This is a genomic window from Cellulophaga sp. 20_2_10 (genome assembly GCF_023476645.1).
In the GTDB taxonomy this organism is placed as follows: Bacteria; Bacteroidota; Bacteroidia; order Flavobacteriales; family Flavobacteriaceae; genus Cellulophaga.
In genome coordinates this window covers 112264-129082 of sequence record NZ_JAMCOJ010000004.1, presented here as the reverse complement: position 1 = coordinate 129082, position 16819 = coordinate 112264, and the positions used below count along the sequence as shown (strand labels likewise).

At 31.7% G+C, this 16819-nt stretch carries 17 protein-coding genes; 11 read left to right on the top strand and 6 right to left on the bottom strand.

Going from position 1 to position 16819, the window contains the following annotated elements:
- Positions 1-10: 10 nt before the first annotated feature.
- Positions 11-652: an NUDIX hydrolase gene (locus tag M4I21_RS09300; protein ID WP_249558851.1), complete on the bottom strand. Its 642-nt coding sequence runs from the start codon at positions 650-652 to the stop codon at positions 11-13.
- On the opposite strand from M4I21_RS09300, the gene M4I21_RS09295 reads away from it, so the two are divergent.
- Positions 651-1361: a peptidylprolyl isomerase gene (locus M4I21_RS09295; protein ID WP_249558850.1), complete on the top strand. Its 711-nt coding sequence runs from the start codon at positions 651-653 to the stop codon at positions 1359-1361. The two genes, M4I21_RS09300 and M4I21_RS09295, sit on opposite strands and share 2 nt — an antisense overlap.
- Before the next feature lie 22 nt (positions 1362-1383).
- On the opposite strand, the gene M4I21_RS09290 is transcribed toward M4I21_RS09295, so the two are convergent.
- Complete coding sequence (locus M4I21_RS09290) at positions 1384-2013, bottom strand: trimeric intracellular cation channel family protein (RefSeq protein ID WP_249558849.1); 630 nt, start codon at positions 2011-2013, stop codon at positions 1384-1386.
- A 4-nt stretch (positions 2014-2017) separates the two neighbouring features.
- Positions 2018-2734 carry an RDD family protein gene (locus M4I21_RS09285; protein WP_249558848.1) on the bottom strand — a complete coding sequence of 239 codons (717 nt, stop codon included), beginning with the start codon at positions 2732-2734 and terminating at the stop codon, positions 2018-2020.
- Positions 2735-2768: 34 nt separating this feature from the next.
- Here M4I21_RS09285 and M4I21_RS09280 point away from each other — a divergent pair, with 34 nt between their 5' ends.
- The 10 genes from M4I21_RS09280 to M4I21_RS09235 all read left to right on the top strand — a co-directional run bounded on the left by M4I21_RS09280 (position 2769) and on the right by M4I21_RS09235 (position 12400).
- Positions 2769-3737, top strand: coding sequence for a stage II sporulation protein M (locus M4I21_RS09280; protein WP_249558847.1), 969 nt, complete (start codon positions 2769-2771; stop codon positions 3735-3737).
- Positions 3724-4608, top strand: coding sequence for a hypothetical protein (locus M4I21_RS09275; protein ID WP_249558846.1), 885 nt, complete (start codon positions 3724-3726; stop codon positions 4606-4608). The genes M4I21_RS09280 and M4I21_RS09275 overlap by 14 nt, the downstream gene beginning before the upstream one ends.
- A 1-nt stretch (position 4609) precedes the next feature.
- Positions 4610-5347: a DUF4129 domain-containing protein gene (locus M4I21_RS09270; protein WP_249558844.1), complete on the top strand. Its 738-nt coding sequence runs from the start codon at positions 4610-4612 to the stop codon at positions 5345-5347.
- The gene (locus tag M4I21_RS09265) at positions 5344-6555 is read left to right on the top strand and encodes a DUF4350 domain-containing protein (RefSeq protein ID WP_249558843.1); all 1212 of its coding nucleotides are present in this window, start codon (positions 5344-5346) and stop codon (positions 6553-6555) included. Before M4I21_RS09270 ends, M4I21_RS09265 begins: the two co-directional genes overlap by 4 nt.
- Positions 6542-7528, top strand: coding sequence for an AAA family ATPase (locus M4I21_RS09260; protein WP_249558842.1), 987 nt, complete (start codon positions 6542-6544; stop codon positions 7526-7528). The genes M4I21_RS09265 and M4I21_RS09260 overlap by 14 nt, the downstream gene beginning before the upstream one ends.
- 3 nt (positions 7529-7531) lie before the next feature.
- Positions 7532-8863 carry a DUF58 domain-containing protein gene (locus tag M4I21_RS09255; RefSeq protein ID WP_249558840.1) on the top strand — a complete coding sequence of 444 codons (1332 nt, stop codon included), beginning with the start codon at positions 7532-7534 and terminating at the stop codon, positions 8861-8863.
- Between the two features lie 330 nt (positions 8864-9193).
- Positions 9194-9424, top strand: coding sequence for a putative signal transducing protein (locus M4I21_RS09250; RefSeq protein WP_249558839.1), 231 nt, complete (start codon positions 9194-9196; stop codon positions 9422-9424).
- A 150-nt stretch (positions 9425-9574) separates the two neighbouring features.
- On the top strand, positions 9575-11158 hold the full coding sequence (locus M4I21_RS09245) for an ATP-binding protein (RefSeq protein WP_249558838.1): 1584 nt from the start codon (positions 9575-9577) through the stop codon (positions 11156-11158).
- 2 nt (positions 11159-11160) lie between these two features.
- Positions 11161-11583 (top strand): response regulator, encoded by a 423-nt coding sequence (locus tag M4I21_RS09240; RefSeq protein ID WP_249558837.1) that lies wholly within the window; start codon positions 11161-11163, stop codon positions 11581-11583.
- A 28-nt stretch (positions 11584-11611) separates the two neighbouring features.
- The gene (locus M4I21_RS09235) at positions 11612-12400 is read left to right on the top strand and encodes an ABC transporter substrate-binding protein (RefSeq protein WP_249558836.1); all 789 of its coding nucleotides are present in this window, start codon (positions 11612-11614) and stop codon (positions 12398-12400) included.
- Here the strand turns inward: M4I21_RS09235 and M4I21_RS09230 are convergent, their stop codons facing one another.
- From M4I21_RS09230 to yidC, 3 genes are all read right to left on the bottom strand, one after another.
- Positions 12401-13342, bottom strand: coding sequence for an NAD(P)H-dependent flavin oxidoreductase (locus M4I21_RS09230; RefSeq protein WP_249558835.1), 942 nt, complete (start codon positions 13340-13342; stop codon positions 12401-12403). It abuts the gene before it with no gap.
- A 29-nt stretch (positions 13343-13371) separates the two neighbouring features.
- Positions 13372-14562, bottom strand: a complete 1191-nt coding sequence (mnmA, locus tag M4I21_RS09225) for a tRNA 2-thiouridine(34) synthase MnmA (RefSeq protein WP_249558834.1) — start codon at positions 14560-14562, stop codon at positions 13372-13374.
- A 378-nt stretch (positions 14563-14940) separates the two neighbouring features.
- Positions 14941-16788 (bottom strand): membrane protein insertase YidC, encoded by a 1848-nt coding sequence (gene yidC / locus M4I21_RS09220; protein ID WP_249558833.1) that lies wholly within the window; start codon positions 16786-16788, stop codon positions 14941-14943.
- Positions 16789-16819: the final 31 nt, after the last annotated feature.

The window sequence follows — 16819 nt, the reverse complement described above, 5'->3', positions numbered from 1 at the left end:
ATTTATACTACTATAACAATTGTTTTAATAGTTCTTTCAATTCACTCATAATCATAGCTGTTGCACCCCAAACCACGTAACCATTTAATTTAAAGGCTGGTACATCTATATTATCTGCATAAGATGTAGATAATTTTTGAGTACTTATTTTACTATCGTCCATAAAATCTAGCAAAGAAACCTCTACTAAATGCGCTACTTCTGATTCTTGAATTATAAAAGGAGCCGGATTAGGATATAATCCAACATACGGTTGCACTTCAAAATTACTTGGTGGTATATAAATAGAAGATAATTTACCCATTACTTCTACTCTATTCTGTGGCACGCCTACTTCTTCAAAAGTTTCGCGCAAAGCCGTATCTAACAAATTTTTATCCTCTTTTTCTACTTTACCTCCAGGAAAACCTATTTGGTTAGAGTGTACACCCTTATACGTTTTACGTAGCATTAAAAGCAAATTAGTATTATTTTGCTCTGTTGGATAAAAAAGAGCCATTACACCTGCCTTTTTAGCTGTTTTCCTCTCATTTTTCATTCTACTTAGCTCATCTAACCGAATAGATGGTGCCATTTTATTATGAGATTCTTCACCCAATAAAGGAAGATTTTCTATTTTTGAAATTCGCTTGGTAAAATCATCAAAATTCATGAATTCAAAGATACTATCTTACACTATAATATTACTATTAATTTTAACAGTTAGTTGTAATAACGCTTCAAAAAAGCAGGAAAATGTACAAGAAACTGAAATCAAAAAAGACACTGTCACTATTGATAGTACTAAAATTACAAAAAAAGAACCGGAATTTAAGCTAACAGAAGAAAATGCAATTCCGTTTTTCTTTGAGTACAATAAAACGCTAACAGAAAACAAAGTAAAGATTACAACAAACTTAGGTAGCTTTACATTAGAACTGTTTGAGAACGTACCATACCATAGAGCCAACTTTATATACCTAACCAAAAAAGGATATTTTAACGACACCTATTTCCATAGAGTCGTAAAGAACTTTATTATACAAGGTGGTAATGCCGACAATATTAAGACAAGCAAAAAAAGAAGTAAAATTGGGCGATATTTATTGCCGCCAGACACAAAAAAAGGACACAAACACCATAGGGGAGTAATATCTATGCCTAGTAGCGAAAATGACAATCCACATAAATTAGCATCACCATACGAGTTTTTTATTGTGGTAACTAAACCTGGCTCTTACCATTTAGATGGTGATTATACGCCGTTTGGGCGCGTCATACAAGGTATGGATGTTGTAGATATAATTAACAGCCAACCCGTAGACGAAGGTGATTGGCCTAAACAGAACATATTTATTATTAAAGCCGAAGTTGTAAAATAATTAACTTTTAGCTTAGGTACAACTATTCCTTAGTATCGTCAGTCGCTATACTATGATAAATAGTAGGCAATGCAATTTTAAATTTAACAGCTAATAAACGCACCGTAATTACCACTAGAATACAGATAACCTGTATGTAGGTCGGTTTTATTGGTAGTTTTAGCAACAAAAAATAACTAGCAGCTCCTATTATACAGGCTGTAGCGTATACTTCTTTTCTAAATATCACAGGAATTTCGTTACATAAAATATCTCTTATAACACCTCCAAAACAGGCCGTAATAGTACCAATTACAACACACATTACAGGTATAAGATTTGCGTCTAAACCTTTTTCTACTCCAGCTAAAGTATACAAGCCAATACCAATGGTATCAAACATAAATAAAGATGTACGCAAATATTTTAACTGCTTTCTAAAAATTATAGCAAGTACTACTGTAATTAAAATAGTATAAAGGTAAATAGGTTGTAACAACCAAGTAACAGGGGTATTACCTAACAACAAATCTCTTAAAGTACCACCACCAACTGCAGTTACAAAAGCAACAATAAAAACACCAAACGGGTCTAATTTTTTATCTAAAGCAACCAAAACACCAGAAATAGCAAATGCTATAGTTCCTAAAATATCAATGACTAAATAAAACATAAACTTATAATTCTTGCGTGTAAAAGATATAATCTTTAATAACGATACCTACAAACTCCAAAGGTTTTTTGTCTGTAGTAATATTTGTAACTTCCTTTATTTTTTCTGATAAAGAAACAATAACATTATGGTCTCCATTTTTTCTAGCAGAACTATATAACTCTTTAATAGTTTGCATTTCTGCATCTTTAAACACAGTTACTTGTGGGTAGCTTGGCCTATAATTTTCAGGTAAATTTGCAACCATTGTGTCTTCTAATTTTATTTTTTTCTTTTCAGTAATTACCGTCGTACCTGCCGCTATATCTCCCAATCGTTGCCCGTTACCCCTTAACAATATTGTAAGTACTGCAACACCTCCTGTAGATAGGGCTACATCTACAATACGCATTATCCATCGTATAAAATAACTAGAGAAATTTGGAGTAGAACCATCTATTTTAACCACTCTAATAGACATTATTCTCTTACCTACAGTTGCTCCATTCATAAAGGTTTCTAATATTAAATAATAAAAGAAAGATGGCAACATAACAATTAAGTACAAATGCCAAGCATCTTCAAAAACTATGTTCATATAAACTAAAAGAAAAAACATAAGTAATGAATAAATAAAAATAACAATGCTGTCTATGATAAAGGCAAGCATTCTATCACCCAAATGTGCAGCATTCTGATGAATACTAATATTTTGAGCAGTTTCTATTTGAATTTCATTCATATTTTAGTTTCTTTGGTACAAATCTTAAAAGCTAATGCGCGAAGCTGCCTTTGTAAAGCAAAATAAAGACAAATGGACTACTTTTGAAAGTGTCCTGGCAAAGAAAACGGAAATTGACCCAAACAAATTGTCTGATTTGTATATCGAAATTACCGATCACCTTAGCTATGCCAAGACTTTCTACCCTGGCAGTAACACTGCATTTTTTTTAAATTCTTTAGCTTCAGAAGCACATCAAAAGATATATAAGACCAAAAAGGAGCCAAAAAACAGAATTATCACCTTTTGGAAAACAGAATTTCCTACATTATTTTACCATAATCGTCGAGAATTGCTAATTGCCTTCCTTGTTTTTGCATTTTTTACGCTAGTTGGAGTTTTCTCTGCAGCCAATGACGGTGATTTTGTTCGATCTTTTTTAGGAGATGGTTATGTAAATATGACTTTAGAAAACATAGCTAATGATGACCCTATGGCTGTGTATAAACAGCAAGGAGAATTTCAAATGTTTTTAGGTATAACTATAAATAACGTAAAAGTAGCCATGATGGCTTTTATATATGGAATTTTGCTGGGTATTGGTTCTTTATTTATAATGATGCAGAATGGTATTATGTTAGGCAGTTTTCAGTATATGTTTTATGAAAAAGGCTTACTTTGGGAGTCTGCTAGAACAATATGGATACACGGAACCATTGAGATATCTGTTATAGTCATAGCGGGTTGTGCAGGACTTGTACTAGCAAAGGGTATTCTTTTTCCTGGTACTTACACAAGAATAGAATCTTTTAAAAGAGGAACCGTTAATGGGCTTAAAATAATGCTTTCTACAGTACCTTTTTTTATTATAGCTGGCTTTTTAGAAGGCTTTGTTACAAGACATACAGAAATGCCAGATTGGCTTGCAATTGTAATAATTACAACGTCATTAGCATTAATTTTATTTTATTACGTTATTTACCCATATTTATTACACAAAAAAAATACACATGCAGAACAGTAATTATGTTGAGTTTAAAAAGAAAAGAGATCTAGGTGAAATCTTAGGAGATACTTTTGCTTTTTTAAGAAGCCAATTAAAACCATTTGTTACTACTTTCTTTAAAATTGCAGGACCGTACTTGATTGTGTTTTTATTGTGCAATGCATTCTACACACACTCTGTAAGTAATATAATTAACTTTAATTTAGAAAGCTCTGATCAAGTTTCTAGTGCTCTATTAATAGGGTTATCTGCTTTGCTCTTTATTATATCTATGGGAGTTGCTTACGCTATGGCACAATCTGTAACGCTGCACTATATAAAAAGTTATGTAGAAAATAATGGTACTACTAATTTTGACCAAATAAAGTCTGAAGTTTACGGTACCTTTTGGAAGTTTATTGGACTTTCTTTTTTAGTAGGTATCTGTTTAATCATTGGACTAATACCTTGCGGCTTAGGATCAATATATCTTTATGTTCCTCTAAGTATTTCTTTTAGTATACTTATTTTCAATAAAAGAAGTGTTGGTGATGCCTTTAGTGATGGTTTTACTTTGGTTAAAGACTACTGGTGGATAACCTTTGCAACACTATTAGTTGTAGGTATTGTTGTACTTGTAGCAGGTTATGCTTTTAGTGTTCCTTCTGCTATATATATGTATTTTAAAATGGGAGTATTTTCCGCAGAAATAGATCCTAGTACTATGGGAGAGGCCTTAATAGACCCCATAGGAATTGTTATAAATATGATAAGTATTTTATTTCAATACCTGCTAAGTATTATAACAGTTGTTGCTGGTGCTCTTATTTATTTTGATTTAAATGAAAGAAAAAATTTAACAGGAACCTTAGAGCGTATTAAGAGTTTAGGTAATACTACTGACTATTAATATGAATAAACTTCTTTTCTCTTTATTTATTTGCATTACGTTTTCGCTAACAGCGTATAGTTTTCAAGACTCTACAGCCGTTCAGTATGATGATGCACCTTTGTATGTAAAAAAGATTACGAAAGAAGATTTACAAAAATATAAAGAAGACCCTAAGTACGACTATACATTAGAGAAAGCTGATAACTCTTGGTGGGAAAATTTAAAAACTTGGGTATATTCTTTTATGCTACGTTTTTTTCAATGGCTATTTGGCGGTACAAAAGCAGTAGGGTTTTTAGCTGCTTTTTTACAATTTATACCCTATGTACTTCTTGCTTTTTTAATTTTTATTTTGATAATGTTATTCCTTAAAACAAATATGCGAGGTATTAACTTAGCTAAAAAAAACCTAAGCGATGTTACATTATCAGAAGAAGAGCATATCATTAAAAATGAGGATATACAACAACTAATAAAGAATGCTCTAGAAGATAAAAATTATAGACTAGCCGTTAGGTATTACTATCTATATATTTTAAAAATAATGAGCGAGAAAGAGCTTATAGATTGGCAATTGCAAAAAACAAATGACGATTACCAAAAAGAATTAAGTCAATCTAAATACGCAATACCTTTTGTTACCATCACAAGATTGTACGACTATGTTTGGTATGGGGATTTTACCATAGACGAAACTAAATACAATAAGGCTGCAGAAGAATTTATTAAACTACAAAACAGCATAACCAAATCGTGATAAAAAAGGGAGGTACATATATAATTGTAATAGTAATCACTTTAGTTGTTTACTTTGCTCTGGAGTACAGCAAACCCAAGCAGGTTAACTGGTTTCCTTCTTTTGCCACGCACCACAAAATAGCGTACGGCACAAAAGTACTTAATGATCTAATGGAGAAAAGGTTTGAAGACAAGATGACTTCTGTATACCAACCTCCTTATACTTATTTAAAAGATAACGACACCATTACTGGCACATATTTTCTAGTTAACAATAGTTTAGAATTAGATAAAAATGAGGTTAATGAATTGCTAAACTGGACTGCAAAAGGCAATACACTTTTCCTTGCTGGTTCTTCTTTTAGCACATCTCTAAAAAATGAATTAGGCTTTAAAACTAAAACATTATATAGTGATGACATTCAGCATGAATTCTATATGCAATTGGTTAATCCTACTTTAAAAGCAGAAAAACCCATTATGTTTAGTAAAAAAAGCGACGTAAGTTATTTTTCAGAAATAGATACGCTAAATACTACAGTCCTGGGTGTTATAGATAATTTTGAAACTATATCTATTAAAAATGCAAACGTAATTAAACAAGATTACGGTAAAGGAAAAATTATACTTAGCACCTTCCCCACTGCATTTACAAATTATTTTATTTTACAAAATAGCAACAATACAGATTACACCGCAGCCTTATTATCTTACATAGATAGTACCGAGAATATCTATGTAGACAATCACCATAAAGCAGGTAAAAAATTCTACACATCTCCAATGCGTGTTTTTTTAAGTGCTAAAGAATTAAAATGGGCATATTACATTGCTGTAATTGGTGCGCTACTTTATGTATTTTTCGAAGGAAAAAGAAAACAACGTGCAATACCAATCGTTGCTCCTTTAAAAAATCAAACCTTAGCTTTTACAAGGACTATTGCAGATATGTACTTTAAAAGAAATAGACAAAAAGAGATTATAGAACATAAAATTAACTTTTTCTTAGATTATGTACGTTCTAAATTCCATGTAAATACTCTAGAACAAAACGATGATTTTTACAATACAATCTCAGCCAGAAGTTTTCATACAAAAGAAGAAACAAGAGCGTTATTTTCTCTTTTAAGTCAACTTTTACAACAACATACAGTTACTAATGAAGAACTTTTATCATTAGACAAAAAAATAGAAAAATTTAAAGCAAAAGCAAATGGAAGCAAATAACGATATCAACTTTGACAGCAGAATACCTTTAGAAGATTTAAAAAATGCTGTACTAAATATTAAACAAGAATTAGCTAAAGTAATTATTGGTCAAGACCGTTTTATAGAGCTATTAATTGTTTCTCTTTTGGTAGACGGACACGTTTTAATAGAAGGTGTTCCTGGTATTGCAAAAACAGTTACTGCCAAATTATTTGCCAAAACTTTAAAAACTGAATTTAGTCGTATACAATTTACGCCAGATTTAATGCCAAGTGATATTTTGGGAACTTCAATTTTTAATGTTAAAACATCTGAATTTGAATATAAACGAGGTCCTATTTTCTCTAATATTATTTTAATTGATGAAATAAATAGAGCTCCAGCCAAAACCCAAGCAGCTTTGTTTGAGATTATGGAGGAGACCCAAGTTACAATGGATGGTACTACCTATAAAATGGAAGCACCCTTTATGGTTTTAGCTACACAAAACCCAATTGAGCAAGAAGGTACGTATGCATTACCAGAGGCTCAGTTAGACCGTTTCTTATTTAAAATTAAAGTAGAATACCCTAGTTTAGAAGACGAAATAAAAATATTAACTACACATCATCAGCGTAAAGGTATAAAAGCAGATACCTTAATAAAAGATATTTTAACGCCAGCCAAGTTAAAAGAATACAAGCAAAATATACAAGAGGTAATTGTAGAAGAAAAAATTATCCGTTACGTTGCAGAGATTATTACAAAAACACGTAATCACCCGCATTTATATTTAGGTGGCTCTCCAAGAGCATCGCTGGCTACATTAAACGCTGCTAAAGCATTTGCAGCCATAAATGGAAGAGATTTTGTTACTCCGGAAGACGTTAAAAAAGCACTAGAACCTGTATTAAACCACAGAGTAATTTTAACTCCAGAACGCGAAATGGAAGGTATGACAACGGAAAGCGTTGTACATATGATTATGGAATCTGTAGAAATCCCTAGATAATACATGCGTTTTTTAAAATCGTTTTACATACACAACACCTTTTTTTGGTATTTAGCCATCTTAGCAGCAATGTTTATGACATCTTACTGGAATAAGTGGCTGTACCCAATTGCGTGGCTTTGTACAATGATTTTAATTGCTTTATTTCTATTAGATATTTACTTGCTATATACTACAAAAAATGGAATAAAGGCTTCTAGATCTTTACCTCAAAAATTATCAAATAGCGACCATAACCCAATAGTTATGGAGTTTAAGAGTGCTTACACTTTTAAAACAGGTATTTCTGTGGTAGAAGAATTACCTATTCAATTTCAAAAAAGAGATTTTAATTACAATACAACATTAAAAAAAGGAGTCCCTAAGTTATTTGAATACACTGTACGGCCCGTAGAACGTGGCGAATACTATTTTGGAAATCTAAACATTTATGCCTCTTCTTCACTGCGCATAGTAAAAAGGAAGTTTTTATTTCAGAAAAACCAAATGGTTCCTGTGTACCCTTCCATCATACAAATGCAGAAATACGATTTTTTAGCTATTAGCAATAAATTATCTGAATTTGGAATGAAAAAGATTAGACGTATAGGTAATACGCAAGAATTTGAGCAAATTAAAGAATACGTACAGGGAGATGATTTTAGGACCATTAACTGGAAAGCCACTGCTAAAAGCAGTCACTTAATGGTAAATCAGTACCAGGATGAAAAATCGCAGCCAATCTATTCCATTATAGATACAGGACGCGTAATGAAAATGCCTTTTAACGGTTTAAAACTTTTGGATTATGCCATTAATAGTACACTTGCCTTTTCTAATGTAGCTCTAAAAAAGAATGACAAAACAGGGATGATATCCTTTTCTAAAAACATAGAAACATTTTTACCTGCAGTACAGAAACCAACCTATTTAAACTCCATTTTAGAGAAACTTTACAACATTTCAACAGAATATACAGATTCTGACTTTGGCTTGCTCTACGCCCATATAAAAAGAAAAGTAAACCATAGAAGTTTACTATTGTTGTATACCAATTTTGAACATATAACTGCCATGCGCAGGCAATTACCATTTTTACTAGCCATTGCCAAAAAACACGTTTTGGTTGTTATCTTTTTTGAAAACACAGAATTAGAAAGTTTAGTTAATTCTAATACAGAAGACCTACAAGGTATTTACCATAAAACTATTGCAGAAAAATTTTCACTGGAAAAAAAATTAATGCAAAAAGAATTACAACAATACGGCATACAAACGATACTTACAAAGCCAGAAGAGCTTACAATTAACACTATAAACAAGTACCTAGAAATAAAAGCAAGAGGTCTTTTATAAAAGCCATAAGCTTTTTTTTGTGTCTTTATTTAAGAAATAGACTTATGCACCAATGAATACTTGCCACAACTGCAGAAATTTAATAAAATACTACATCAAAACTGAGTTTACTTTTTTAAGGTTGTTAAAAATAAAAAAGTATACATAGCCCTTACTATAAGGTAGATAATACCCTTTTAAGATTAAACTATCTTAAATACTTACTTTCTTTATTCATAGTAATAATAGTTCTCAAAAGAATTTTAAAAAAATTCTTACAATATTACAGTAATACAATTAAAATTATTTAATTTTCCCTATATTAAATATTTTAAACCCCAAATATAACTTATGCTGAAGTCTAACTACAAAAAAATATACAGTGGCAATCAATTTGATGTTCTAGCAATTGTAGAAAAATTACACGCTATACACATAGAAGCTATTGTAAAAGATGAAACCGAGTCTGGAAGATTAGCAGGTTTTGGCAGCGCTATTCCTGGAATACAAGATGTATACGTACACAATGACGAGGCGCAAAAAGCTAAAGAGCTTGTTGATACTCACCTTAAAAACTCTTAGTACAAACGTGTTATTTAATTCATTGTTACATAGATAAACCTCTCTTTAGCAAGAAAATAATATAAAAATACAGACCACACCTTACAAAATTTATTTACTTTTAGTGTAGGTGTTTATATACATATGAAAGCTTCCCCAAAAATAATTGAATTGAGGTTTACTAAAACCTTAATTCTTATCATAATTGCTATATGCATTTTACCATTTATTCTTCAGTTATTTGGAGTTAATTTTGGAAGCATAAACCTGGACTTTAGTACTAACGGAGAAAATGTAAATTTAGATCACAATTTACAGGACTTAATTTTAAATAACCTAAGAGGGACTTTTACCCATTTAATTTTAGAATGGACTGCAATATGTATTGGCATTGCAACTGCAATACTTGCTTTTATACAATACAGAATTACAAATAATCCCACCACACCTATTATTGGAGGAGCATTATTATGTGCTAGTTTTATTGATGGATTTCATGCACTTGCTGCTGTTAAAATAATTAATTCGGCTACAGAAAATGAAAATATATTACCGTTTACTTGGGCATTATCTAGAATATTTAACTGTGTTATTTTAATTATAGGAGTTAGTATAATTCTATTACAGAAAAAAAGAATGCTTCCCAAAAATGGAAGGCGTTTTGTTTTAATTGTATCCTTATTTATGGGGTCCATTGCGTATTTAACAGTTCATTTTACTGCAATTAGTAAATCATTGCCAACCACTATAGTACACAACAGTTTTATTACAAGACCGTACGATATAATTCCGCTGATATTATTCTTCTTTCTCGCTGTTTACTTACTGCCAAAATTTAACAAAAAAGAAAACAACGTATTTTCTAGTGCGTTATTATGGAGCATGATCCCGGCTATAGCAACACAGATGTATATGGCTTTTGGGTCGGAACATTTACATGATTCCAATTTCAATATTGCACATACACTAAAAGCAATATCATATGCCATACCATTTATAGGTATTACGTTAGATTACATTTCTACTCACAAAAAAGAACAAATACGAATTACGGCATTAAAAAATGCCCATTACGCAGTTAGTCAAAAAAACAAAGAATTAGAACAATTTGCTTTTATCGCATCTCATGATTTACAAGAGCCATTGCGTACCGTGATGAATTTTACACAATTATTTAAAGAAGAATATAGTGACAAGCTAGACCAAAATGGTATTACTTATTTAAATTTCATAAGACAAGCCTCTACAAGAATGAGCTTACTTATTAAAGCTGTTTTTGACTATTCTAAAATTGGTGCAAAACATGAAGTAACCCAAATAAAAACTAATAAACTACTTAAAAATGTTATTGCAGAAATGCACCATGTTATAGCTGAGAGCAACGCTGAAATACATTTTAAAAAGTTACCTAAAATAAAAGGTCAAAAGACCGAATTACGAATTCTATTTCAGAATTTAATAGCCAATGCTATTAAATTTCAAAAAGAGGGAACAACTCCAAAAATAGAAATAAAAGGAAAAGATATTGGTGATTTTTGGGAATTTAGTATAAAAGACAACGGAATTGGTATAGAAAAAAAACATCAAGATAAAATATTTTCTATGTTTCAACGCTTACATACTAAAGACGTCTATGAAGGAATAGGAATAGGACTTACACATTGCTTAAAAATTGTGTTAATGCATGAAGGCAAAATAGGGGTATTTTCTGAACCTAATAAAGGAAGCGAATTTAAGTTCACTATTAAAAAATAAGAATGAGTATTAAGCTAAAAAGTATATTGCTGATTGATGATGACGATGCAACTAATTTTTTGCATAAAATGGTAATCAATAAACTTAATTGTACAGAAGAAATTGTTATTAAAACAAATGGAGAGGAAGGTATAGATTACTTAAAAACAGAGGTAGATGGTAAATACCCACAGCCAAATCTAATTTTACTAGACATTAATATGCCTATTATGAATGGATGGGAATTTCTACAGGAATATAAAAAGTTACAACAAAACCAAAAGGCAGAGACAGTTGTGGTAATGCTTACTACTTCTCTTAACCCAGATGATAAAGAAAGAGCATTAGGCTTAACAGTTATTAATGATTTTAAAAGCAAACCTTTAACCACTGTTGGATTAAAAGATATTTTAGATAACTTTTTTCTATTTTCTAATAAGAGCTAGCTGTTAAAATTAAAGTACCTTTATCACCATGCAAATTTCTTTTACAGATCAAATGGGTAGACAGGTGGACTGCCCTAAAAGACCATTACGTATTATATCACTAGTTCCGTCACAAACAGAACTCCTAGTAGACTTAGGATTAGAAGAGTACATAGTAGGTGTCACTAAATTCTGCATACATCCCAAGCACTTGCGCATGTCTAAAAAAGTCGTTGGTGGTACTAAAAAAATATCCTTAGCTAAAATAGAAGCTGTTAAACCAGATATTATTTTATGCAACAAAGAAGAAAATACAAAAGAAATTGTAGAAAGTCTTGAAAAACTATATCCTGTCCACGTATCAGACATTAATGATTTAGAAGACTCACTAGAGCTAATAATGCAATACGGTACAATTTTCAATAAATTATTTAGCGCAACTAAAATTGTTAGCACTATAAGAAACGAAGCACATTCATTTAAAGATTTTATAAAAGATAAAGCGACTAAAAAAGTAGCTTACTTAATTTGGAAAGACCCATATATGGCTGCTGGTCAAGGAACTTTTATAGACCATATATTAACCCTAAATAAATATGAAAATGTTTTTAAGGGCAATATAAGATACCCCGAAGCAACTTTAGAAGAGATTAAAGGGCTTAATCCTGATCTTTTATTATTATCATCAGAACCCTTTCCTTTTAAAAGAGAACATATAGATGAGATTAAAAAAATAATGCCATCTACAACTGTTGAGTTAGTAGATGGCGAATACTTTTCTTGGTATGGCAGCAGATTATTAGATGCCTTTATTTATTTTAAATCTTTACATTACTAATTATAAATTTACCGCTGCATTTTTGGCTAATTGAAACTCAGCCATTATTTCTTTAACAATATCTGCTGCTGGCATTATTTTATGAATTATAGCAGCTACTTGACCTATCTCTAGTTCACCATCTACCATATCACCTTCGAACATACCACGCTTAGCTCTTGCTCTTCCTAAAAGAGTTTTTAAATCGTCAGGAGTTGCACAATCTTTGTAGGCTTGTTGTACATCCTCAAAAAACTTATTTTTTAATAAACGTACAGGTGCAAGTTCTTTAAGAGTTAATTGTGTATCGCCTTCTTGCGCAGCCACTACCCTTTCTTTAAACAATTGATGAGAAGATGCCTCCTCGCTAGCCACAAAACGACTACCAATCTGTACACCATCTGCGCCTAAAATCATAGCCGCCAACATTGCTTTACCCGTTGCAATACCACCAGCTGCAATTAAAGGAACTTGTAATTGCTCTTTGACTGCGGGTATTAATGTTAAAGTTGTAGTCTCATCTCTACCGTTATGTCCACCTGCCTCAAAACCTTCTGCAACAACAGCATCTACACCTGCTGCTTCAGATTTTAATGCAAATTTTAAACTACTAACAACGTGTACTACCGTAATTCCGTTTTCTTTTAAAAAACCTGTCCACGTTTTAGGATTACCAGCAGAGGTAAATACTATTTTTACACCTAACTCTACAATTATATTCATAATCTCTTCCACGTTAGGGTACAACATTGGTACATTAACAGCAAAAGGTTTAGATGTAGCTTCTTTACATTTAATAATATGCGCTCTTAAAACATCAGGATACATAGAACCTGCACCAATTATTCCTAATCCGCCTGCATTAGATACTGCAGACGCCAGTTTCCAACCACTAGCCCAAATCATTCCGGCCTGTATCATTGGATATTCTATTTTAAATAATGATGTTATTCTATTTTGCATATTTTTATTTTATCAAACTTAAAAAATTATTAAGATATAACTCCAGAACCAATAAGCTCATCACCTATGTGCCAAGAAACAAATTGGCCTTCTGCCATAGCAGATTGTTTTTCTTCAAAATCTACATATAAACCAGCATCAACCTTATGCAATGTTGCTTTTTGCAATGTTTGTCTATAGCGTATACGTGCCATAACCGGCATTGTTTTTCCTACCTCTAAAGCCATATCTTTACGAACCCAATGCAACTCTTCATTAGTTACAAAAAGTGTTCTACGATACAATCCTGGATGATCTTTTCCTTGACCTGTATAAATTACATTATCATGTACATCTGTTTCTATGACAAACAATGGTTCCTTTGTACCTCCAACAGCCAATCCTTTACGTTGTCCTTTGGTAAAGTAATGAGCTCCTTGGTGCTCACCTACTACTTTACCGTCTTCAATATTGTAAACTGGTTTTGTTGCATAGTAATGTAGCTCTGCTTCTTTATTTATGAACTCTGGTAAAGCAGTATTGTATTGCTCTAAAGCAAACGGAACCTCTACAATAACTCCTTGTTTTGGTTTTAATTTCTGTTGAAGAAAATCTGGCAAGCGAACTTTACCAATAAAACAAAGACCTTGAGAATCTTTTTTATCGGCTGTAATTAAATCATTCTCCGCAGCAATTTTACGCACCTCTGGTTTTAATAAATCTCCAATAGGGAATAATGTTTTAGCCAATTGATCTTGAGAAAGTTGGCATAAAAAATAAGATTGATCCTTATTATCATCTTTACCTGCCAATAACTGATGTATTTCTACACCTTCTTCATTAACAAATGAAGTTTTTCTACAATAGTGTCCTGTAGCAACATAATCTGCTCCTAATTGCATTGCAATTTTCATGAACACATCAAACTTAATTTCTCTATTACAAAGCACGTCAGGATTTGGAGTTCTACCTTTTTCGTACTCATTAAACATATAGTCTACTATACGCTCTTTATATTCTACACTTAAATCTACGGTCTGAAAAGGAATTCCTAGTTTCTCTGCTACTATTAGCGCATCATTGCTATCCTCTAGCCAAGGACACTCGTTAGATATTGTTACAGTATCATCGTGCCAGTTTTTCATAAACAAGCCAATAACCTCATAACCTTGTTCTTTTAAAAGATAGGCTGTAACGCTAGAATCTACTCCTCCAGAAAGTCCTACTACTACTTTTTTCATTTTTATTATTCTGAATTGCAAAAATACAAAAATCTAAAATGCTTTGTATTTCTATTAATAAGCATACATCTTTAAATTTCTCATAAAGATTTACGCCGTTTGTCGATGTTTTAAATCGATAAAAATTACACTAAAAACTTAGTCGAATACTTAACAACAAAATGACTCTAATTAACATACAAAAAAGAGGATTTGACAACTAAACTTTTTTAGATCCTCTAATAGGTTGCATCTTTGGAGTCCCAAATGTTACTAAGCTTAACCTACTTAGTGCTTAAAGCTCCTATAACTAGGAGCTTTTTTTATTTAAAATATATTCATAAAAAAATCCTGCTTCGTAACTGAAGCAGGATTTTTTAATATAGATTAAAAAGAATATTATTTTTTCTTTTTTTGTTCTTCTGCTTGCTCCATCATTTCACGCATTTTCTTCTGAAACTTATTTTCTTTCTTAGGTTTCTTTTTATTCTCCTGAATTTTAGCGTGTATCTTATCTTCGTCTATAATAAACTTCTTAATTGCCAACATAATAAATATTGTAATTAAGTTAGATACAAAGTAGTACAAACTAAGTCCACTTGCGTAACTATTAAAGAATACCAACATCATTAATGGAGATAGATAAAGAATAAACTTCATATTAGGCATACCTGGCTGCTGTTGCATATTTTGTCCAGATGTCATCATCATATAAAAGAAAATGGCAATAGATGCTAATATTGGAAATAAACTTACGTGGTCTCCGTACAATGGAATATGGAAAGGTAATTCCGCTATAATATCATAAGAAGATAAATCATCTGCCCATAAAAATGGTTTTTGACGCAATGCAAAAGATGTTGGGAAAAACATAAACAGAGCATAGAATACCGGTAACTGCACTATAGCCGGTAAACAACCACTCATTGGGCTGGCACCTGCTTTATTATACAGCTTCATAGTTTCTTGCTGCTTTTTCATTGCATTGTCCTTATATTTCTCTCCTAACTCGGCAATTTCAGGTTTTAACACCTTCATTTTTGCTTGTGATAAATAAGATTTATAAGTTACTGGCGACATTAATAAACGCACCATTATTGTCATTACTATAATTGCTATACCGTATGGTAAAAAGCCACTTAAAAATGTATATGCAGGTGTAAATACGTATCTGTTAATAAATCCAAATATACCCCAACCGTAAGGTATAGAATCTTCTAAACCTAAATCTTCATATTTAGAAAGTTCCTGTATATCTGTTGGTCCATAATACAAGTTCATGTTATAAGCAAGCTCACCTCCTTTTGCTTCTAAAGGCAAAATTGCAGTGTTCTCTTTAGTGTACATTGTTTCTGGAGTATCGTCTTCAACTAAATTCTTAGAACTTAGCTTCGCTGTTTTAAAGTGCGTATCTGTTGCTAAAATTGAGCTAAAAAAGTGTTGCCTGTATGATAACCATTTTATGTCTACTTCTTCATCATCCTCATCATCACTACCTTCTGATAATTTACTTATATCACCATCGTCATGGTTATACGTTAAACGTGTGTACCTATTTTCGTAAGTAACACTTTTACTATGACGAATTCCTTTTTGTTTCCACTCTAACGTAATTGGAGCTGATGAATTTATAACACCGTTTAAACCTTGAGAGCGTATATTAAAATCTAATAAGTACTCATCTGGCTTAATTTCATATCTGTATTCTAAAAAGTCTGTACTAGACACTTTAGCTTTCATAGAAAGAATTGTATTCTTTCCATTTTTAGAAATTGATGGTTCAAAAAACAATTCCTTAGTATCTAAAACTCTACCGTCTGATGTAGTAAATGTTACTCCAAAACTAGAATTATTATCTTTTACTAAATAAAGAGGGAGAGAGTCATAGGTAACAAAGTTTTTCATCTTTGCTTCTACTATTTGTCCACCTTTATTATCTACCTTTAAGAAAAGAACGTTGTTTTCTAAAACTGTAGTACCTTCTTTAGATGGTGTATAACCAAAAGCTCCTATTTTGCTTTTATAGTTAGCTACCTCTGTAGAATCGTTTAAATTTAAAACTGGAGTTTGTACAACTGCAGGTTCTTCCTTTTCTGTTGTAGCAGATGCTTCAACTTTGTCTTGTTCCTTTTTCTGTGCTTCTAACTCTTCTGCACTTGGTTGTGTGGTGTTAAACCACAAAACAAACAAACCAAAAATTAGTAAAAAACCAATAAGGGTTTTAGGGTCAAATTTCTTTTCTTCCATTCTAATATGTCAAAGATTTTATAGTATAAAC